Source organism: Neobacillus jeddahensis, from assembly GCF_000612625.1.
GTDB lineage: Bacteria > Bacillota > Bacilli > Bacillales > Cytobacillaceae > Neobacillus > Neobacillus jeddahensis.
In genome coordinates this window covers 15,651-36,631 of record NZ_CCAS010000029.1, presented here as the reverse complement: position 1 = coordinate 36,631, position 20,981 = coordinate 15,651, and the positions used below count along the sequence as shown (strand labels likewise).

Sequence of the window (20,981 nt, the reverse complement as noted above, 5' to 3'; positions counted from 1 at the left end):
CAACTGGTTAGTTTGATGAACATAGGGTTATTATACTTAGATTGTAGGAGAAGGCAAATAATATAACCATAAATGAACCTTTTGTAATATATATTTATAATAAAGGTAATTTTCTGTTAAATTCTTGTTAGGATATTTTTTATGGTAATATGGGATGAAAAGACATTTAAAAAAGATAATATGAGTAACATTATAGGATTAAGAAATATTAATTTTTCTAGAATGATTATCATTATTCGCACTTATAGTAAGGAGAAAATATGAGCAGTTCAGTTACTTTCAAGGGTGTAACAAAAAAATATAAAATGTATAAAAAGACGTCTGATAAACTGTTGGATTTGATTATACCTAATGGTTATGGAAAGGACTTTTATGCATTACAAAATATAAGCTTTGAGGCAGACAAAGGCGATGTCATAGGAATAATTGGAGTGAACGGAGCAGGAAAGTCCACCATGTCCAATATAATTTCAGGGGTGATTCCACCGACTCTAGGAACGCTCCAAATAAATGGTGAAGTTGCTCTCATTTCAATTGGGGCTGGACTAAATAACCAACTTACCGGTAGAGAGAATATTGAATTAAAGTGCCTAATGCTTGGATTTTCAAAACAAAAGATTCAAGAATTAATGCCCGATATCATTGAATTTGCTGATATCGGTGATTTCATCGATCAGCCTGTTAAAAAGTACTCAAGTGGAATGAAATCCCGACTAGGATTTGCAATCTCCGTTAATATTGACCCAGATATATTGGTCATTGACGAGGCATTGTCTGTAGGGGATAAAACTTTTTATCAAAAATGCCTAGATAAAATGAACAACTTTAAAGAAAAAGGGAAGACCATTTTCTTTATCAGCCACTCGATTGGTCAGGTAAAAGACTTTTGTGAAAAAGCGTTATGGCTGGAGGCTGGGGGAGTCAAGGCGTACGGCCCCGTGGAAGAAGTGATTCCACAATACGAAAAATTCATCAAAGAATACAACAAAATGTCTAAAGAAGAAAAGAAACAGTTTAACCAAAGGGTGAATGAAAAAAGAAGCCGCAAACAGGTTAAAGAAGAACCCAATAATAGCAGCACTCAACAAGTGAGCGAAGAACCCAAAAATAGAGACGCCCAACAGGTGAGCAAAGAACCCAAAAATCAAAACGCCCAACAGGTGAGCGAAGAAATCAATCATAGCGATCTTACGAGGACCTCATCACGGAAAAAGCCGAAAGCGAAAAAAGGGATCGTAGTAAAGTCCCTATTAGTCGTCTTCCTACTTTTGGCTTCAACCGTTGTATATTTAAAATGGCCGCATGTGATGAACTATTTTCAAGCTGACAAAAAGGTCCATGGCACGAATGCAGAGGACGGGAAAACAGCGAAGGACACGAAGAAGAAGGACAAACCAGTTGTCGCAGAGGTCGAGCAGAAGGATGTTCGTTACGTCAATTTGATCTCAGGATTCGTGAGGGACATGCCTGACCTAGCATCGAGCACGAAGATAACCATGATGTACTTTGGAGATCCGATTACCGTGGAGCAGACCGTAAAAGATCCAGTACAAGACTTTAATTGGCTGCAATTCACGTTAGCGAATGGACAAAAGGGCTGGATTAGCGAACGACTCGTCTCCGAAGTGGTGACACAACCGAATCAGGATGACATCGTAACGGGAGTTGGCCAATTGGTAGATGATGCCCAGTTAGCGGGGACATTGTCATTATTCGGCAAAACAAAAGAAGAGGTCGACACTGAGAACAATAGTGAATCGACCTTGGTCTCCTATAATAACGATGGTAAGGTTGACAAGATCAATCTAACTTTAGAGGGTGTAACAACGGACGAACTCGTTGGCCAATTGGGAGAACCGATTCTGCAAGAAGATGAAAAGGCCTATATGTATCATGGAAAAGGTTATGACTTTATCTTTTACGCGGGTAACGGGACCAGTTTTAATCTTGTGACCGTGAGAGCCCATTCGTAGCCTTTAACAAAAATGACCCTGGTTCCTAGAACCAAGGTCATTTTTGTTAAAGGCTATCTTATTTAGTTAATTCAAGCTGAGTCTTTAATTCTGTTTGAATTCGCTGTTTTTCTTCGGCAGAAACTAGTCCATAATAAATCCCATCGATCTTTGTTCCAGTTTCTTTGATTTCCATCTGTTGGATATTACTTCCGGCCTCTTTGTAATTCTTTTGAATGTTCACTAAGTCATCATAGGTTAAATTGGTTTTGACATTATTCCCGAGAGCAGAAAAAATATCAGAGAAATTCGCTAGGCTTGAAACGCTAGCCCCTTCTTTAATAACCCCTTGGATAATTTGACGTTGCCTTGTTTGACGGCCGAAATCGCCTCGAGGATCCTGTTTTCTCATTCTTGTGTAGGCTAAAGCTTCCGTACCATCTAGCTCCAATTGCCCTTTAGCAAAATGAATTTTATCTTGGGTAAAGTCAATATCATTTTGGACGGTGATTCCGCCAACTGCATCCACAATATCCTTAAAGCCTTCCATATTTACCTTCATATAATAATCGATCGGGATATCAAGGAAATTTTCAACTGTATTCATGGACATTTCAACGCCGCCAAAGGCATAAGCATGGTTGATTTTGTCATCCTTTCCTTTACCGACAATTTCAGTGCGTGTATCACGTGGAATGCTGAGCATTTTCACTGATTTATTGTTCGGATTGACCGCAAGAACAATCATCGTATCGGAACGGCCCCGATCTCCTTTTCGTTCATCCACGCCAAGCATCAAAACGGTAAAAGGATTTTTCTCTTTAAATTCGACAGGTTCCTCACGTTTTTCAGATTGTGTTCGTTCAATTGGTTCATGCATGGTTGTAACAGCGTTTTTAAACGATTTATAAACAGTGTATGCGTATCCTAATCCTCCAATTAACAGGACAAGAAGAATTATGCCGGTCACTTTTAGCCACTTTCTCTTCTTCTTAGTTTCTGACTTCATTCGATTAAACCTCCAAAAATTTTACAAATTTTTCACGTGCCAATAAATAGAGTAACAAAAAAATAGGAAATTGGATATGAAAAAGAAAAGGAAATTATGTAAATGTGCTTACGTATTTTATTCTGCATATTCCCCACAATGCTTATTCAATGGAAGCAACTCCGGTTGTGAGCGAATCAAGAATGCCCTAGATTCATGGTTCGTCCTTATATCAGCGTGTAGATGGCGGTAATGAAAATCATAAATTGAATAATTTTACATTATTAGAAAAGTTTACATAGGACAAAAATGTAAAAAAATGTTAACATAAAAGAGTCCGAATTTTCTCTGCAAATTATAGTAGTATAAATTTTATAAAAAGGGAGAGGAAGGCCATGAGAAATAGTCGGCCATATATGTCACCAAACGCAGCGTTGTGCTGGTCGATGTTGTTACCGGGCTTTGGCCAGCTCTATAACAAGGATTATTTTCTCGGAATAACGCTGTTAGCCTTAGAGATCATCATCAATTTACATGCACACTTAAACCTAGTCCTATTCGATTCCTTCAATGGCGACGTGTTCGCCAGTCATCATTCCATTAATTACAGCTGGGGACTGTTCTACCCGGCCCTGTACGGCTATGCCATGTGGCAGGCTTATAATGCCGCTAAAGCCAATAACCGCAAGCTCATCGGTGAACCGGTCGCCACCAGAACCTATCTGTCCGGATTCTTCATAGGCATCGTCCTTGGCATGGATCTAGGTCTGTTCCTTCATGACCAACCTTGGTTCAAAAAGATAGCATTTCTCGACTACCCCGTCTTCAACGGCCTTCTATTCGGGTTAGCCCTGGGATTCTTAGGCCACTTTTTAGAAAAAAACGTATACAGAAAACACAAAAAAACAATCGAACTGGACAGAACGGTTGAAAAAAACTAAGCAAACGCTATAACCGTACATAGCCTTTTTGGGGAAAATGAACCTAGGCTAGAACCATTCCCGTCTAGGATACCATTCCCACTCTCAACCAAGCTTGCCGCCCTGTTCATCGCATTTTACTTGTCAGTTTCAAGCTAGCCGTCAGGATACCGAATCCGAAGAAAGCTAACTCGTCTTCAGTAAAGCATAGAAAAAGCCAGCGGCAGCTCGTTGCCCTTTTTATCGGAACTCCCTCCACACATCGATCCACCACGTCACTTCCTTTTCATTTTGGACAATCATACCCTTCCAGCCATCAGCCTTAAGATTATGTCGAATCCTCTACATTCACCACCTCCTTACTGTATAAGACTGTAACTAAGTATGGGCCGTTTCATTATTAGGAAGAAAGAACTGGTTCAGGGGTGCCTCTTGCGAATGTAGTTCCAAAGACGCCTGCCGCTAGTCATGACAATATGCCGCAAGAATGGGCAGAATTCGACCGATTTCATGAATATTACAAATATTACGAAGTGACTTATATTTACATTTGAAGCTAGTTCTAGTAAAATATGTAACTAGCAAACATAGGAGGAGGATTATGGAAATTGGAACGGATCGGAAACAAGAAAGACGCAAACCTTGTCGACTTTTCAGAAATAGTGAAAAAGGCCTATGAGAAGGGCGTCAACGAAACCGAAATAACCCTTGAAAAACTATTAGAAGACTTAAAAGAAGACTTACAACAACTAGTGATGTGCTAGAACGTTAAAATATATATCACAAGGCTATCAGACGGGTTCTTCATCTGATAGCTTTTTTTGGCCGATAGGAAAGGATAACTTTAAGGGCAACTACGCCTCTGTCTTTGCCCTTAGGGGTTCGCCAACCGGCGAGTTTTCTTTATCCTGTAATTTTTAGACGGTTCCTTCGTTTTTATGCCCCTTTTTAGTAACAGCTCTCCAGATTACTAACTTTTACAACTAAACAACAGTAAAAAAATAGGATACCATTAAGAGACAAAATCCTTTACACTTTTAGCAGGTGAATAAATTGGAAAAACATCCAGATTCTGCCCTTGCTGTCCTAGAACGGATCTCCGACGGCGTATTCAGCGTTAACTTGGAGGGGCAGCTAACCTATATCAACCAATCGGCACGAACGATTATGAAGATGGCGGAAACCGACCTGATCGGACAACCGCTTCACCACCACCTCGCTGGAGGCATCGTTCACACCATTACAAATAAAATCACGCAATCCCTTACCCAGCAAACCGACCTGCAATTCCAACTCGAGCACCACTCCGCCCAATGGCTGGATTGGCACGTTTATGCTGGTCCCGATGGCGTCACGGTGATCGTAAAAGACATCACCTCGAGAAAATTAGTCGAGCAAACCATCCACGATCAACATCAAAAATTAGAGCTCTTACATGAAGCATCCAATCACCTCATGAAACAAACACAGCCAAAAGAGCTGCTTGACGCTTTGTTTCATGAACTAGCCCAGTACTTGGACCTTGATGTTTACTTTAACTATATGTACGACCGCGACAGCGAAAAGATCCGATTAATGAATTATTGTGGCATCCCAGCTGATGTCGCCGAGGAAATCGAGTGGCTTGAGTTCGGCGAAGCTGCCTGTGGCTGTGTTGCCCGTGACCGTGAGCGGGTCGTCGTCGAGAATATTGACAGCAGCGACGACGAACGCGTCGAATTAGTCAAGGGATTTGGGGTCAGGGCCTATGCCTGTCATCCTTTATTGTCTTATGGTAAACTAATTGGCACCCTCTCATTCGGATCAAGAAAGCGAGCACGCTTTACCGAGGCTGAACTAGAACTAATCGAGACGATTTGTGAGCGAGTGGCGATCACCCTCGATCGGACCAGCCTCATTTCGGAATTAACCATAAAGAAAGAGGAAGCCGAGAAGGCCAATCACGCTAAATCCGAATTCCTGTCGATGATGAGCCATGAATTACGGACGCCGCTCCATTCCATCATCGGGTTTGCGCAAATTCTCGAAGATAACCAACGAGATCCGCTAACAAGCGGGCAACAGGACAAAGTCGCAAAACTCCTAAAAGCAGGCCGACATTTGTTGTCGCTGATCAATAATATTTTAGACATTGCCAAACTAAATCATGAAAAAACAATCGCCATGCTTGAACCGATTCAGATGGGTACGCTGGTATCGGAAACCATCAAAATGGTCAGGCCGCTAGCCTCCAGCAAACAAATTCATCTCTATTGGTCAGATGAATGGGACTCCAGCTGGACGGTTTGGGCCGATGCCACCAAGGTCACGCAAGTGCTCCTAAACCTACTCGGCAATGCCATCAAATATACTGAGCCGTACGGCGAAATTAGCGTCACCTGTCAGCTTCTTGATGACCAGATTAAAATTTGTGTCTGCGATAATGGCATTGGCATCGCCGCCGAGGAACAGGCCAACATTTTCACCCCCTTTTACCGGATCTTTAATCGTGAGATGAACATTGACGGGGCCGGGATGGGATTAACCATCGTTAAAAGCTTAGTGGACGAAATGAATGGGACTGTCGGGGTCGACAGTATCCCCGGGGAAGGAAGCCACTTTTGGTTTACCCTTCCATTAAAGAAGGTATAAAAAAAGAATTCAAACGAGCAGGAACGACGTTGACCGAGTTACGCAGCCAGGCTAGAGCCAAGCCCAGCAAAAAGGCAGCTCCGGACCTAGAACGAGGCCGCTGCTACTGCTCGCATCGAAAGGGAATGAGACATGGATCCGATCAAACTGATCCTAGTAGACGATAACGAAGACTCAATCGAAATCATGAAATACTTTATCAGCGACCAGCCCGACTTCGACATCGTCAGCTGGTGCGAAAACGGCGAAGAACTTGTCGAAGAGGTCATGGTCAAAAAACCTGATCTTGTTATCACTGATATCAATATGCCAAGGAAAAATGGCATCGAGGCCATCAAAGAATGCCGCTCCTTCTATCCTGACATGAACTTTATTTTTCTAACCGGCTATGATGATTTTGCCGTCGAGGCCTTCGAACTGGCCGCCGTCGACTATATCGTCAAACCAGTCGAAATGAAACGCTTCCTGCAGGCGATGGAAAAAGCAAAAAACATCATCGCGTTCGAACGGGAAAAAAACCAGCCAGCAACCGCCCAACAAGAGCGGAAGGTTCTGCCGTTACGCGAGGCCAACTGCATGCAGTACGTCCCACTCGACGATATTTACTTTATCGAGAAGGTCGGCAAGAAATGTCTGATCTATACGAAGCAACACATCTATGAAACAAACGAGACAATGGGACGAATCCTTGCCCGGCTCGACGAATCCTTTTGCCAGGTCCATCGCTCCAATATCATCAATCTCAAACGGGTCTCGCAAATCACACCACAAAACGAAACCTATATTGCGCAGTTTACCCATTACGACAAAACCGCCAGCATCTCAAAATTAAAAATACACGAAGTCCGCGAACGACTCCCGCTATAAAAAGCCAGCGCGCCAGAAGCGGAAATCAACAAACACTAAACAAAAAAAGCAGCCAAGTGGCTAAAACTCAACCTGGCTGCTCTTTCTATTTTCTTCACTCATTAATAATAAATTCAAATAATGATCTAACTGCTCGCTACAGGCAACCGCCTCGGGGGAGGAAATGCCATGCTTGGCTACTAATTCGGCCAAAGCCTGTCTATGTTGTTCAATCATCAGTAATAAATAAGTCATCTTCCTCACTCCTAGAAAAAGAAAGTTTTCACTATAATACCATTCTCCAAAGGGGAAATGTCGGGTTTAATCCTCAAATGGGACAAAATAGAGTCGAAATGAGGAATATACTGCCTGAAAAGCTCGAATAGATAAAATATACAGAAAGAGGATCGCCATGACCTATACCGGCCTATACGACATCAAACTCGTCATCCTAGCTTTTATCGTCGCCATCATCACCTCATTCGCAACTCTAAAAATCATCACCAGGATCGCTAGCGCCAAAGCCGCCGAAAAGAAAACCTGGGCACTCGCCGGCTCCTTTATCATGGCCCTAGGCATCTGGACCATGCACTTCATCGGTATGCTCAGCTACAACATCCACATGCTGACGCGCTATAACCTCGAGCTCACCATTGCCTCATTTATCATCGCCTTCCTGGGCCTTGCTTGTCTCTTTTTTACCCTGGTAAAAGAAAAACCGCAGATGTGGAGACAAGCACTAACGGTGGCCTTGATGGCAATCGCGATGGTCGGTATGCATCATCTAGGCATGAAATCGATGGAAACGGAAGATGGCTTTCAGTACAAAACGGTGCTGTTCTTCATTGCCGTGATCATGGCCCTGTCGGTGTCAGCCGGGATTTACTTTTTTGCCGTCTATATCATCAATACGACGGAAAAGAAAATAATGAAGAAAATCCTTGGTTCGACGTTTATCGGCTTTTGCATCACCAGTGTCCACTATATGGCGATAGAATCCGTTACTTTTACGGGAGGGCCGCCCCAAAACCACTATGTTGGCGATCTGACAACGATTCATCAACTAACGGTATCGACGAATATGCTGGCATATACACTTGGACTCGCGACGATTATTATCATCGTGACGATTATTGCCCTCACCTATTCAGAGCGATACGGGGTCGAGCAGAAGCTGCGTCTGACAGAACACGCCTACAAACAAGAGCTGGATAAGGTCCAGCAGGATGTCACCAATACCCTGAAACGGCAGCAGGGCTTGACGCTCAAATATGTGAAACAGGGCGAGCGTTATATCCATACGTTCGCAGAAGGGGCGTTGCTCTATAAACTAGGGCTGACCCCGGAGAAGTTAGTCGGGAAAGAACTGAGGGATGTCTTGCCCGCCGATCAGGCTGCCCGGAAGCTCGAAGCCTATCGGAAGGCGTGGGCAGGAGAAATCGCCGACTATGAAGCGAACTTAAATGGTGTCGATTATTATGTGATATTAAGTCCGATTATCGAGAACGGGCGTGTCACAGAGGTGATTGGTTCAGGCGTCGATGTCACCAATCAAAAGGAAAATGAGAAGCAGCTCCATGAATCGCATGCGCTCCGCCGCACAATCATCGATAATTTGCCGATTGCGATGATTGTGGTCGGTCATGATCGCAAAGTGGTGGCACTCAATCGCCCCTTTCATGACATGTTCCATCTTCACGGATCAATTAAGGACAGCATCGGGCAAGATGCCCTACAGTACTATGACTATTATAAAGATGGTGCCGAAGAGAAGAGGAAGGTAGCGCGCATTATTGAGAAACAGGAACCGGTTGTCGAGGAAATGGAATTAGTCGATGGGCGCTTTGTCAAACGCAGCTATTTTCCATTTTTCATGGATCAGGAGCTGCGCGGTCATTTATGGACATTTGAAGACATCACCGAGCGCAAACGGATGGAAGAGGCGAACCGGCGGGCGAAGGAAGTGGCGGAGCAGGCGAGTGACGCGAAGACCAGGTTCTTATCCCATATGAGTCATGAGCTGCGTACCCCCTTGAATAGCATTCTTGGGTTTTCACAATTGCTCGAGCTAGAGGAGACGCTCACGCCAAAGCAAGCAAAGTTCGTCAAGGTCATTCAAAATAGCGGTCACCATTTGCTGACGCTGATTACCGATATCCTCGACCTATCGCGGATTGAAGCGGGAAAACTAAAGATGTGCCAAGAACTGGTCATCATTAATCCGCTGATTGAGGAATGCCTGCAAATTGTCGCCCCGATTGCTGCCAAAGAAGCCATCGAGATCCGTAATGACTGCCAGCAACAAGACGATATTGTCGTCAGCGCCGATCCGAAACGGCTCAAACAAATTCTCTTAAACCTGTTGGATAATGCCATCAAATATAATCGTGAGCGCGGGACGGTGACGGTTCGAGCCGAGCGCAGAGATGGGAACCTGCTCGTCCATATCATCGATAATGGGGTTGGCATCCCCTTAGTGGAACAAGCGCGCATTTTTGAACCATTCTATCGCGTCGGGGCAGTCGCGAAGGACGGCGCGGGGATTGGCCTGCCGCTCGCCCTGCAGCTGATTCAAGCCATGGGCGGGACGATGGATGTGGCGAGTAAGGAAGGGATAGGCAGTGATTTTTGGATCAGCCTGCCGCTTGTGACGGATACGAATGTCATCGCTGGGGATCAGCGAGAAGGAAGGGATCAGCCTTCACTTCAAGATGCCAACTTTACGATCTTATATATAGAAGATAATGCCTTGAACCTACAGCTGGTGGCTGAAATCCTCGGCTCGATTGATGGGATTGGCCTCCTCACAGAGATGAAGGGGCGTGATGGACTAGCCGTCGCAACCGAGCGGCAGCCTGATGTGATTCTGCTCGATATCAATCTGCCTGATCTGAATGGAATGGAAGTCGTTGCGCGCTTAAAAGCCGATTCCCGCACCAAAGCGATTCCTGTTGTTGCGGTCAGCGCCAACGCCATGCCCGAACAGATCGAGCATGCGCTAGCGAAGGGGTTCGCAGACTATGTCAGCAAACCGATCGACGTGCCAGCGTTTTTACATGTGATCATGAAGTACCTTTAAATGATCACCGAACTGGGCTTGGTAGAAACCCGAGCAAGTTTGGCGGGAATCCTCCAAGATCTGGCGGAATTCCCGAAGAGTTTGGTGGAATCCCCCTTGGTTATTAGGCGGAATTTTCACAAAAATCACTTCCGCCATCGATGTTCGAAATGGCATAAAATAGTGAAAATAGTCGCGAAAGGTCGAATTTATGTCGTATTCTGTCATTTTCCCTGTATGACAGGTACTCATTTCGACATTTCCTGTGTCTTTCGGCATAGACAGTCAACAGGATAAAAGTTACTATGGATATACAGTAAATTACCAAAGTTTGAAAAGTCATACAGAAATGGTGGGATGAACATGAGCGTCGAGCGTCTAAGTACCATGCTGATCCAAAAAATAGAACACGTCTATCAGCCGATCTGGAGTGCAGACTCCTTGACCGTATTCGGGTACGAAGCACTCGTGCGCTTTCCCATCAACTACTATGAAGGAAGCATCGAACGTGTCTTCGAATGGGCCAGAACCGAGGGGACGTTTTACGACCTCGATACCCGATCGATCACAGAAGCGATCGCCCGCTTCTCCGAACAGCACTGGGATAACGAGTTATTATTTCTCAATGTCTATCCATCAACCCTAATCCATATGCAATTTCCTGCCTTTTTGGGAACACTACTAAATACATTTCCAGATATCCGCGGTAAAGTCGTGCTCGAATTAAGTGAAGCCATCGAGGAAGACTATTGCTGGGAGCTGCCCATCATCAAGGAAAGAATCGCCTACATAAAAGAAATGGGCTTTCTCGTCGCCCTCGATGATGTCGGCAAAGGCGGATCAGGCTTACAAAGGATAATCGAATTTTCTCCTGATTATTTAAAATTGGATCGTTACTTCTCGATGGAATTATCCAGCTCAATCGAAAAACAACAAATGCTAGCGCTCTTCCTGACATACGCCACCAACAAGATGGTCGTCATCTTAGAAGGACTCGAGGAAGACATCGATTTACAGCAAGCACAAACCCTAATGGTCCCGCTCGTTCAGGGCTATCTGTTAGGAAGACCACAGAAATTGACAACACAGAAGACAATTCGTGAAGTGAAACCGACCGATCCAAACGGACGACTGCATCAGTAGAATCCGCCCAGAACGGATCAACGAGTGGGATTCACGATAACTTGAAGTGGTACATATCAAGTAAAGTAAAGCGAGTTGGTCATGATGAACCTTAAAGTGGTGATTGCCGACGATGATCTGTCGTCGAAAACCCTGCTGACCCATTATATTGAGCTCTTACCTGAATATGAAGTGACAGGCGAGGCAGCCAACGGGGAGGAGCTGATTCAGCTCGTCAAGCAGGAACGGCCGCAGATTGTCCTCGTTGATATCAATATGCCCGGCGTGAACGGAGTCGACGCCGCCAAAACCTGCAAGACCCTAGATCCGTGCCTCCAGGTCATCTTCACGACAGGCTACGATGAATTTGCCGTCGAGGCCTTTAATCTCGCAGCGGTCGATTATATCGTCAAACCGATTGCCAAGGTCCGCTTGTTTATTGCCTTAGAAAAAGCAAAAGTTGCCCTGCAGGTCCAGAAAAGAATGGCCGCTAAGCAGCGTTCGCAACTGTTAACGAAACTAGCGATCAAGTCCAATCTGACGGTGGTATATGTCAATATAGATGATATTCTCTATGTCGAAAAAGAAGGACGGAAATCGATCATTTATCTCGAACAGGAGCGGATTGAAACGATGGATTCGCTCCAGGAGATTGAGAAGCGCTTACCGCCCACCTTTTACCGCACCCATCGCTCCTATGTCGTCAATCTACGTAAAATTGTTAAAATTGATTCGTTTGGAGAAACCTATTTGGCTCATTTTGCGCATTCGAGCAGGAAGGCGCATATTTCAAAGCTACAGATTAATACAGTGTATCAATTAATGGGGAAACCATAAGGTGGTATCCTCTTTTTTGTGGAGCCATTCATCCTCTGTCAAGATATTGTAATAACTGGAAATCAACAACTTCCTCTTCAAATTTCTTACAAATAGGTGTTTAATAGAGGTATTGACAGAAATTTAGATTAAATTTTACAAAATAGGAAAAGAACCGACAAATAGTGATATAATAGAATATGTTTTGTATTTACGATTTTAGGAGGACGAAATGGAAGAGACAATTAGTTTAAAAGAGTTGTTAGAGACCTTAAAAAAACGATTGCTGCTAATCGTATCAATAACTGTTGTTGCTGCATTAATCAGTGGAATCATCAGCTTTTACTTTTTAACCCCAACCTATCAGGCATCTACGCAAATACTTGTCAATCAAACGAAGAATGACCAATCAGCTTACAATCCGAGTGAAGTGCAAACCAATCTACAATTAATTAATACCTATAATGTGATTATCACAAGCCCGGCGATTTTAGATATCGTAGCGAAAGAGCTTGATTTAAACATGACGGCAGCCCAACTTAAAGGAAAGATTACTGTTGGAAGTGAAAAAGACTCGCAAGTCGTCAACTTGTCTGTTCAGGACGAAGATGCCAAAGTGGCTGCGCAAATTGCCAACAAAACAGCAGAAGTGTTTAAGAAGGAAATTACCACTATCATGAATATCGATAATGTCAGCGTTTTGGCGAAAGCGGATGTATCCGACAATCCAGCACCGATTAAACCGAGACCATTATTAAATGTCGCGATTGCGATGGTAGTGGGCTTAATGGCAGGGGTCGGAATTGCCTTTTTACTAGAATACTTTAATAGTACAATCAAGAACGAACAAGACGTCGAAAAAATCTTAGGTCTGCCAATCTTAGGAGTGATTGCTACGATTGATGACCAACAGATGGAACAATTGACAGCGAGACGCGCCGCAAGAAAAACACAGGTAAGAGGTGAGACACTTGGCTCGTAAGTGGAAGAAGAATGTCGGAAGTAATGATAGTAGACGAAAATTAATCACGGCGCTCGCGCCAAAGTCACCGATTTCGGAGCAATACCGAACGATCAGAACGAATATCCAATTCTCGTCGATTGATGAAGAAATCAGAGTCATCATGATCACTTCATCTGGTCCAGGAGAAGGAAAATCGACAACTGCTGCCAATCTAGCCGTGACGTTTGCCCAACTCGGGAAGAAAGTCCTATTAGTGGACGCCGATCTTCGCAAACCAACTGTTCATCATACGTTTGCTGCGAATAATCTCGTTGGCTTGACAACGGTACTGACAAAGCAGAAACCATTAGATAAAGCCATCATCGACACTGATGAGCAGGATTTATATGTGTTACCGAGTGGGCCGATTCCACCGAATCCAGCAGAATTATTGAGTTCGAAATCAATGGAACAGTTTATGGAAGAAGCGAGAGCGCATTTTGATTACATCATCTTTGATACACCACCATTGTTAGCGGTAGCCGATCCACAGATTATTGCCAAGCAATGTGATGGCACGATTCTCGTCGTGTACAGTGAGCGAACGGAAATTGAGCAATCGAAAAAGGCGAAGGAATTGCTCGAAAATTCGCAAAGCAAGCTACTTGGTGTCGTATTAAACCATAAAGAGCTGAAAAACAGCGATTATTACTACTACTATGGGACTAAATAATTAAAATTCGACAAAATACGTCCCTTTACTGGGTCTTTCGACGGTGGTAGTATGGTAGTATTAACATATTTTTGGAAGTCAGGTGTGTGCGAATGATTGATGTACATTGTCACATCTTGCCCGGTGTTGATGACGGGGCAAGGGATATGTCGGAAAGTATCGAAATGGCGAAGAAGGCTGTCGAACAAGGCATTCATACGATCGTAGCTACCCCTCATCACTTGAACAACCAGTATGAAAATGCGAAGGAAACCATTTTACCGAGAGTCATAGAGTTAAATCAAGCCTTACAGGCTGAAAAAATCGACCTGAAGATCCTGGCTGGTCAAGAAACGCGCATCTATGGCGAAATGGTCGAAGGTTTTGAAAAAGGCGAGATTCAACCGATCAATGGGACGAACTATGTATTGGTTGAATTTTCGTCGAGCCAGGTGCCGCGCTACACGGAAAAGCTGTTTTATGATCTGCAGATGAAGGGGCTTATCCCGGTGATTGTTCATCCGGAACGGAACCAACAATTGATTGAACAGCCTGATCTCCTCTATCAATTTGTGAAAAAGGGAGCATTAACGCAGGTGACGGCAGCGAGTATTTGCGGTGATTTTGGTAAGAAGATTAAGAAGTTTTCGTTGCAGTTAGTGGAAGCGAATCTGACTCATTTTATTGCTTCGGATGCCCACAATACCCGAAACCGAACGTTTAAGTTACGTGAAGCGTTTGATGTGATTCAATCGACGTATGGCGAGGATATGGTGTATTTGTTTGATGACAATGCCGCCTTAGTGATTGAGGGTAGTAATGTCTATAAGGAAGTACCAGAACGGATTAAGAAGAAGAAGTTGTTTAAAATCTTTTAACCGAGTAACTTTATTGGGATTATAGGATATTTAAAAAACTTTCAGGCAACTGCCTGAACGGCGAGGTTCCCTGTCCGTTATCCATGGGGGCACTCGATCATGCTGTGGGGCCTAGTTCAGTTTGGCCCTTAGACGCATGTCGTCAAGAGCATGGTGTGAGGGAGGGTTCGATGCCCATTTAAAATATTAATAAATATCTAATGAAAGAACAGGTGCCAACACATGTATTTCCATTAGATATTTATTTTTTTGGCCGATAGGAAAGTATACTTTCCTATCAGGCATAAGTGCAACTGCGCTTCTGTCATCGCCCTTAGGGGCTCGCCAATCGGTGAGTTTTCTTTAAGATGATATGTAGCTAAGTGAAAGAGAAGAGGAGGAAACGTATTTTGAAAAGAGTCAGAAAAGCGATCATCCCGGCGGCAGGGTTGGGGACAAGATTTTTACCTGCAACAAAGGCAATGCCAAAGGAAATGCTTCCGATTGTCGATAAGCCAACGATTCAATACATAGTCGAAGAGGCTGTCGCAGCAGGGATTGAAGATATTATTATTGTAACAGGTAAAGGAAAACGGGCGATTGAGGATCATTTCGATATGGCGATGGAGCTCGAGGAAAACTTAATTGAAAAAGAAAAGTTCGAAATACTAGAAAAGGTCCGCTACGCTACCAATCTAGCAGATATCCATTATATCCGCCAAAAGGAACCGAAAGGACTGGGACATGCGGTGTGGTGTGCACGGAACTTTATCGGGAATGAACCATTTGCGGTCCTGTTAGGGGATGACATTGTTCAAAGTGAGACACCGTGCTTACGACAGCTGATTCAGCAATATGAAGATACATTCTCTTCTGTGATTGGTGTTCAAACGGTGCCGGAGAATGAGACGCATCGGTATGGGATTATTGATCCGTCCTCACAGGATGGACGATTATATCAGGTGAATAACTTTGTTGAAAAGCCCAAGCCAGGTACGGCACCTTCGAATCTAGCGATTATGGGCCGCTATATTCTAACTCCTGAGATTTTCATGTTCCTGGATCAGCAGGAAAAAGGAGCCGGTGGCGAAATTCAATTGACGGATGCGATTCAGAAATTGAATCAGATTCAACGCGTGTTTGCTTATGATTTTGAGGGAAAACGATATGATGTTGGCGAGAAGTTTGGGTTTGTGAAGACAACCGTTGAATTCGCTTTGCAGCACGAGGACCTTCATGATGAGATGATTGATTACTTAAAAGAACTAGTTTTAAGTTTAGAAAAAGAAAAAGTCATGTTATAGAGAGAGAAGGAAGGGGTCGCGGTTGCCGGATATAGCGAATCAGGATGTTTCCTATGTAGAGAAACATCCAAACAGTGTATACGTAAATGATAGTAAGCCATATTTACTGATGAAAAGAGTAATCGATATCATCGGTTCGGCCTGTGGGATTATTCTATTGAGTTTTCTATTTGTGATCATTGCGATCTTAATAAAGGTAGAAGATCCGAAGGGAACGGTCTTCTTTAGTCAAAAACGTGTCGGACTAAATGGGAAAGAATTTAAGATGTATAAGTTCCGCTCGATGGTATCGAATGCCGAGGAAAAATTACAGGAACTGTTGAAGCATAATGAAGTATCTGGTGCGATGTTTAAAATGAAAGAAGATCCCCGGATCACTCAAGTAGGGAAGTTTATTCGGAAAACAAGTATTGATGAACTGCCGCAGCTGTTTAATGTGTTAAAAGGGGAAATGAGTCTGGTGGGACCACGGCCACCTTTACCAAGAGAAGTAGCGGTTTACTCAGACCATGATAAGAAGAGATTATTGGTGGCGCCGGGCTGTACGGGGCTTTGGCAGGTAAGTGGGAGAAATAGCCTGGGGTTTGAAGAGATGGTCGAATTGGATCTTCAATATATCCATAACCGATCTTTATTATATGATATAAAAATTATTTTCAAAACGGTCCTAGTGTTATTTGGATCAAAAGATGCTTATTAAGAAAGAGGTCCTCAACATGATGAATAATGACTCGAAAATATATGTGGCTGGCCACCGCGGTCTTGTTGGTTCAGCGATTGTTAGGAAGCTAGAAGAAAAAGGCTATACGAACTTAGTGTATCGGACAAGTAAAGAGCTAGACTTACGCGATAAAAATGCTGTTGACCAATTCTTTGCAGAAGAAAAACCGGAGTTTGTCTTTCTAGCTGCGGCCAAGGTTGGAGGAATTGTGGCAAACAATGAATATCCCGCTGACTTTATCCGCGATAATCTCTTAATCCAAACAAATATCATTGATGCAGCTTATCGTAATGGCGTGAAAAAGCTATTGTTCCTTGGAAGTACTTGTATCTATCCTAAAATGGCACCACAGCCATTAAAAGAAGAGTATCTATTAACTGGTGAATTGGAACCTACGAATGATGCCTATGCAATTGCCAAAATTGCAGGTATCAAAATGTGTCAATCGTATAATCGTCAATATGGGACAGAATATATCTCAGTGATGCCAACGAATTTATATGGCGAAAATGATAATTATGATTTGCATACTTCACATGTGTTGCCTGCATTAATGCGTAAGTTCCATGAAGCGAAGGAAAATAACGCGCCGTTTGTAGAGGTGTGGGGAACTGGAACTCCTCTAAGGGAATTCTTATATTCAGATGACCTGGCTGACGCGTGTGTCTACTTAATCAATACCTACTCTGGCAATGAAATTGTCAATATCGGCGTCGGTGAGGACCTTCCGATTAAAGAATTAGCTGAAAAAATTAAAGATGTAGTTGGGTTCAAAGGTGAGATTCAATTTGATACAACAAAACCAGACGGAACACCAAGAAAATTAGTCGATGTAACGAAGCTTAATTCTTTAGGCTGGAAAGCGACTACTTCATTAGAAGAAGGCTTGAAGAAGGCGTATCAGTGGTTTTTAGAGAACGAACTAGCAAAAGTAAACTAATACTTATTTTGGAGGGCAACATGAAAAAGGCATTAATAACAGGTGTAACGGGACAAGACGGATCTTACTTAGCAGAGTTTTTACTAGAAAAAGGCTATGAAGTACACGGAATGATTCGTCGTAGCTCTTCCTATAACCAAGAGCGTTTAGAGGATCTTCTGACAGAAGAAGAGGCAAATGCTTTGTTAAACAATCAAAACTTCCATCTTCATTATGGGGATGTTACAGATGCACTAAATGTGACACGGATTATCGGTGAAATTCAACCAGATGAAATCTATAACCTAGCTGCACAATCACATGTACGTGTATCGTTTGATATGCCAGGATATACATTAGATGTTGATGCAAAAGGAACATTAAATATCCTTGAAGCGGTTCGGATTTTAGGATTAACGGAGAAAACTCGTGTCTATCAAGCTTCCACTTCTGAACTATTCGGTAAAGTTCAAGAAGTTCCGCAAAAGGAAACCACTCCATTTTATCCTCGTTCTCCATATGGTGTTGCAAAGATCTATGGTTTCTGGATTACCAAGAACTACCGTGAGTCTTATAATATGTTCGCTGTTAACGGTATTTTGTTTAATCATGAATCAGAGCGACGTGGTGAAACTTTTGTCACACGTAAAATTACGCTTGCTGCTGCTCGGATTGCGCAAGGTAAACAAAAGAAATTATCGTTAGGCAACCTTGATTCCCTTCGTGACTGGGGGTATGCAAAGGATTATGTCGAGTGTATGTGGTTGATACTTCAACATGATAAGCCAGAGGATTTTGTTATTGCGACTGGTGAAATGCATACTGTTCGTGAGTTTGTAGATTTGGCGTTTAAACATGTAGATATTGAAGTTGAATGGACAGGACAAGGTATTGAAGAGAAAGGTATTAATAAAGCAACAGGTGAAGTCATAGTTGAGGTTGACCCTAAATTTTTCCGGCCAGCTGAAGTAGAACAATTATTAGGAGATCCAACAAAGTCAAAAACGTTACTTGGTTGGAACCCAACAAAAACTTCATTTGAAGAATTGGTAAAGATAATGGTTATTCACGATATGGAGAAAGTTTTTAAAGAAGTTAGAGTCAAAAAGATGTTTGATTAATTCAAAATGCAGGTAACTAGAAATGCTTACCTGCATTTTTATTATCAAATATTTAACTATAGATGAGACAAGAATAACTTTCTTGTCTCATCTATAGTTAAATTATATAACTCAAAGGAATAAGGGTGAAAACATGAAAAAAGACAACATATTAATAGTTCATAACTATTACCAAATTCCTGGGGGTGAAGATACTGTAGTAGTAAATGAAAAAAGTCTATTAATTGAAAATGGACATAATGTTTATTTATATACTAGACATAATGATGAAATAAAAGTAAAGAATACATTAAGAAAAATATTACTTCCTTTTGAAACGGTATTTTCTATAAAAACATATAGAGATATTAAAAGAATTATTAAAGAGAAAAGAATAGACGTCGTTCATATCCATAATACATTACCACTTATTAGTCCATCTGTGTATTACGCTGCTAAAAAATGCAAAGTTAGGGTCATACAAACAGTTCACAATTTTAGATTAGTATGCCCTGCTGCAACTTTAACGAGGAATGGATCAATTTGTGAAGATTGTATAAATAATGGGTTAGGAAACGCAATTAAAAATAAATGTTACCGAAATTCTTTATTACAAACCTTGGTAAGTACATTTAATTTATGGATTCATAGAAATCTAAAGACATACCAAAAAGTAGATGGTTATATTACATTAACAGACTTTAATAAGCAAAAGTTATCTACTGTTATCCCGAAAGAAAAGATATTTATCAAACCAAATACTATAGGCAACTTTAATACAACCAATAAAAGAATTACTGAGGATTATTTCTTATTTTTGGGAAGAATTGATGAATTAAAAGGTATAAATGTATTAATGGAAGCCTGGAAAGATATAAAAGAGTCAAAACTAGTAATTGTAGGTAAAGGTCCTTTAGAAAATGATATAAAAAAATTTATAGAAGAGAATAATATAAAAAATATAGATTTAATCGGATTTAAATCTAAAGAAGAAGTAATGAAGATAATTAATTATGCAAAAGCAATCATAGTTCCTTCTCAATGGTACGAAGGGTTTCCAATGACTATTGTTGAAAGTTTTTCTTTAGGGGTACCTGTTATCGGAGGAGATATAGGTAATTTATCGTCGATTATTGAACACGAAAAAAACGGCCTGTTATTTAAATATAATGATTATTTAGATTTGCGAAGGAAGATAAATACCCTATTAAATAATAACTCCCTTATAAAAGTGCTTTCAAAAGGTGCAAAGGAAACTTTTGAACAAAAGTATAATTCTAAATTAAACTATAAACAATTAGTGGGTATTTATAATGAGTGTAAGAAAGGGAAATAAGATATGTTTAATAATACAGAGGAATTAATTACATGTAACATATTAGGTGTAAATATAAATGTTACAAATATGGAACATACATTAGATTATATAAAAAATAATTTAAATGAATTAAAAGGAAAATATATCTGTGTATCTAATGTTCATACAACAGTAATGGCAAGTGAAAATAATAGTTATTTGAATATCCAAAATTCAGGAATTATGGCATTACCGGACGGAAAACCATTATCTGTAATCAGTAAGGTAAAAGGTCATAAAAGTGCTGGTAGAGTAACTGGGCCAGATCTAATGGAAGAAATTTTTAAGATATCAGTCCATAATGGATACACTCATTATTTCTATGGTAGCACAGAAGATACATTAATAAACCTAAAGAAAATACTAGAGGGGAAATATCCTAAATTAAAAATCGTTGGAATGTATTCACCCCCTTTTAGAAATATATTAAAAGCTGAAGACCAAGAAATAGTAAGTAATATAAATAAGTGTAATCCAGATTTTATTTGGGTAGGTCTTGGAGCCCCTAAACAGGAAATTTGGATGTATGAACATAAAGACAAGGTAAATGGTCTAATGGTTGGTGTAGGTGCAGGTTTTGACTACCATGCAAATAAATTAATGAGAGCTCCAATATTGATGCAAAAATTAAGCTTAGAATGGTTGTATCGGTTAATGCAGGATCCTAAGAGATTATTTAAAAGGTATTTTGAAACAAATATTAAGTTTATTTATTATACTTTAATGAAGAGGTAG

General features: G+C 41.6%; 20 protein-coding genes. 17 read left to right on the top strand and 3 right to left on the bottom strand.

The features are described from left to right. Nucleotides 1–260: 260 nt before the first annotated feature. Nucleotides 261–1,973 carry a teichoic acids export ABC transporter ATP-binding subunit TagH gene (tagH, locus tag TY15_RS13645; protein ID WP_040207129.1) on the top strand — a complete coding sequence of 571 codons (1,713 nt, stop codon included), beginning with the start codon at nt 261–263 and terminating at the stop codon, nt 1,971–1,973. Between the two features lie 58 nt (nt 1,974–2,031). Here the strand turns inward: tagH and tagU are convergent, their stop codons facing one another. Beyond that, complete coding sequence (gene tagU, locus TY15_RS13640) at nt 2,032–2,961, bottom strand: polyisoprenyl-teichoic acid--peptidoglycan teichoic acid transferase TagU (RefSeq protein WP_040207130.1); 930 nt, start codon at nt 2,959–2,961, stop codon at nt 2,032–2,034. A gap of 374 nt (nt 2,962–3,335) precedes the next feature. Between tagU and TY15_RS13635 the strand changes: the two genes are divergently transcribed. The 4 genes from TY15_RS13635 (at nt 3,336) to TY15_RS13625 (ending at nt 7,358) form a co-directional block, all read left to right on the top strand. After that, nucleotides 3,336–3,881 carry a hypothetical protein gene (locus tag TY15_RS13635; RefSeq protein WP_042374866.1) on the top strand — a complete coding sequence of 182 codons (546 nt, stop codon included), beginning with the start codon at nt 3,336–3,338 and terminating at the stop codon, nt 3,879–3,881. 587 nt (nt 3,882–4,468) lie between these two features. After that, entirely contained in the window at nt 4,469–4,624 is a 156-nt protein-coding gene (locus TY15_RS24295) for a YwzD family small protein (RefSeq protein WP_157042261.1), read from the top strand. Between the two features lie 289 nt (nt 4,625–4,913). Next, a complete protein-coding gene (locus TY15_RS13630; RefSeq protein WP_040207132.1) occupies nt 4,914–6,491 on the top strand; it encodes a GAF domain-containing sensor histidine kinase in 1,578 nt (525 codons plus the stop codon). Nucleotides 6,492–6,623: 132 nt separating this feature from the next. Next, nucleotides 6,624–7,358, top strand: a complete 735-nt coding sequence (locus TY15_RS13625) for a LytR/AlgR family response regulator transcription factor (protein WP_040207134.1) — start codon at nt 6,624–6,626, stop codon at nt 7,356–7,358. Nucleotides 7,359–7,418: 60 nt separating this feature from the next. Here TY15_RS13625 and TY15_RS24030 read toward each other — a convergent pair whose 3' ends face one another. After that, complete coding sequence (locus TY15_RS24030) at nt 7,419–7,592, bottom strand: aspartyl-phosphate phosphatase Spo0E family protein (protein ID WP_081799413.1); 174 nt, start codon at nt 7,590–7,592, stop codon at nt 7,419–7,421. A gap of 157 nt (nt 7,593–7,749) precedes the next feature. Here TY15_RS24030 and TY15_RS23200 point away from each other — a divergent pair, with 157 nt between their 5' ends. Then, nucleotides 7,750–10,416 carry an ATP-binding protein gene (locus TY15_RS23200; protein WP_052353774.1) on the top strand — a complete coding sequence of 889 codons (2,667 nt, stop codon included), beginning with the start codon at nt 7,750–7,752 and terminating at the stop codon, nt 10,414–10,416. Here TY15_RS23200 and TY15_RS13615 read toward each other — a convergent pair. Further along, complete coding sequence (locus TY15_RS13615) at nt 10,390–10,647, bottom strand: hypothetical protein (protein WP_040207135.1); 258 nt, start codon at nt 10,645–10,647, stop codon at nt 10,390–10,392. The two genes, TY15_RS23200 and TY15_RS13615, sit on opposite strands and share 27 nt — an antisense overlap. Before the next feature lie 111 nt (nt 10,648–10,758). On the opposite strand from TY15_RS13615, the gene TY15_RS13610 reads away from it, so the two are divergent. The 11 genes from TY15_RS13610 to TY15_RS13560 all read left to right on the top strand — a co-directional run bounded on the left by TY15_RS13610 (nt 10,759) and on the right by TY15_RS13560 (nt 20,981). Continuing rightward, nucleotides 10,759–11,538, top strand: coding sequence for an EAL domain-containing protein (locus TY15_RS13610; protein ID WP_244440931.1), 780 nt, complete (start codon nt 10,759–10,761; stop codon nt 11,536–11,538). An 81-nt stretch (nt 11,539–11,619) separates the two neighbouring features. After that, nucleotides 11,620–12,354, top strand: coding sequence for a LytR/AlgR family response regulator transcription factor (locus TY15_RS13605; protein ID WP_040207136.1), 735 nt, complete (start codon nt 11,620–11,622; stop codon nt 12,352–12,354). A gap of 211 nt (nt 12,355–12,565) precedes the next feature. Beyond that, nucleotides 12,566–13,315, top strand: a complete 750-nt coding sequence (locus TY15_RS13600) for a YveK family protein (RefSeq protein ID WP_040207137.1) — start codon at nt 12,566–12,568, stop codon at nt 13,313–13,315. Further along, nucleotides 13,305–14,009, top strand: a complete 705-nt coding sequence (locus TY15_RS13595; protein WP_040207139.1) for a CpsD/CapB family tyrosine-protein kinase — start codon at nt 13,305–13,307, stop codon at nt 14,007–14,009. The genes TY15_RS13600 and TY15_RS13595 overlap by 11 nt, the downstream gene beginning before the upstream one ends. Before the next feature lie 92 nt (nt 14,010–14,101). Continuing rightward, on the top strand, nt 14,102–14,866 hold the full coding sequence (locus tag TY15_RS13590; protein WP_040207141.1) for a tyrosine-protein phosphatase: 765 nt from the start codon (nt 14,102–14,104) through the stop codon (nt 14,864–14,866). Between the two features lie 389 nt (nt 14,867–15,255). Further along, the gene (gene galU / locus TY15_RS13585) at nt 15,256–16,149 is read left to right on the top strand and encodes a UTP--glucose-1-phosphate uridylyltransferase GalU (protein ID WP_040207143.1); all 894 of its coding nucleotides are present in this window, start codon (nt 15,256–15,258) and stop codon (nt 16,147–16,149) included. 22 nt (nt 16,150–16,171) lie between these two features. Then, a complete protein-coding gene (locus TY15_RS13580) occupies nt 16,172–16,849 on the top strand; it encodes a sugar transferase (RefSeq protein WP_392391418.1) in 678 nt (225 codons plus the stop codon). A gap of 19 nt (nt 16,850–16,868) precedes the next feature. Then, a complete protein-coding gene (fcl, locus tag TY15_RS13575) occupies nt 16,869–17,810 on the top strand; it encodes a GDP-L-fucose synthase (RefSeq protein ID WP_040207246.1) in 942 nt (313 codons plus the stop codon). Nucleotides 17,811–17,830: 20 nt separating this feature from the next. After that, on the top strand, nt 17,831–18,910 hold the full coding sequence (gmd, locus tag TY15_RS13570; RefSeq protein ID WP_040207145.1) for a GDP-mannose 4,6-dehydratase: 1,080 nt from the start codon (nt 17,831–17,833) through the stop codon (nt 18,908–18,910). A gap of 133 nt (nt 18,911–19,043) precedes the next feature. Further along, nucleotides 19,044–20,225: a glycosyltransferase family 4 protein gene (locus tag TY15_RS13565; RefSeq protein WP_040207146.1), complete on the top strand. Its 1,182-nt coding sequence runs from the start codon at nt 19,044–19,046 to the stop codon at nt 20,223–20,225. A gap of 3 nt (nt 20,226–20,228) precedes the next feature. Beyond that, entirely contained in the window at nt 20,229–20,981 is a 753-nt protein-coding gene (locus TY15_RS13560; protein ID WP_040207147.1) for a WecB/TagA/CpsF family glycosyltransferase, read from the top strand.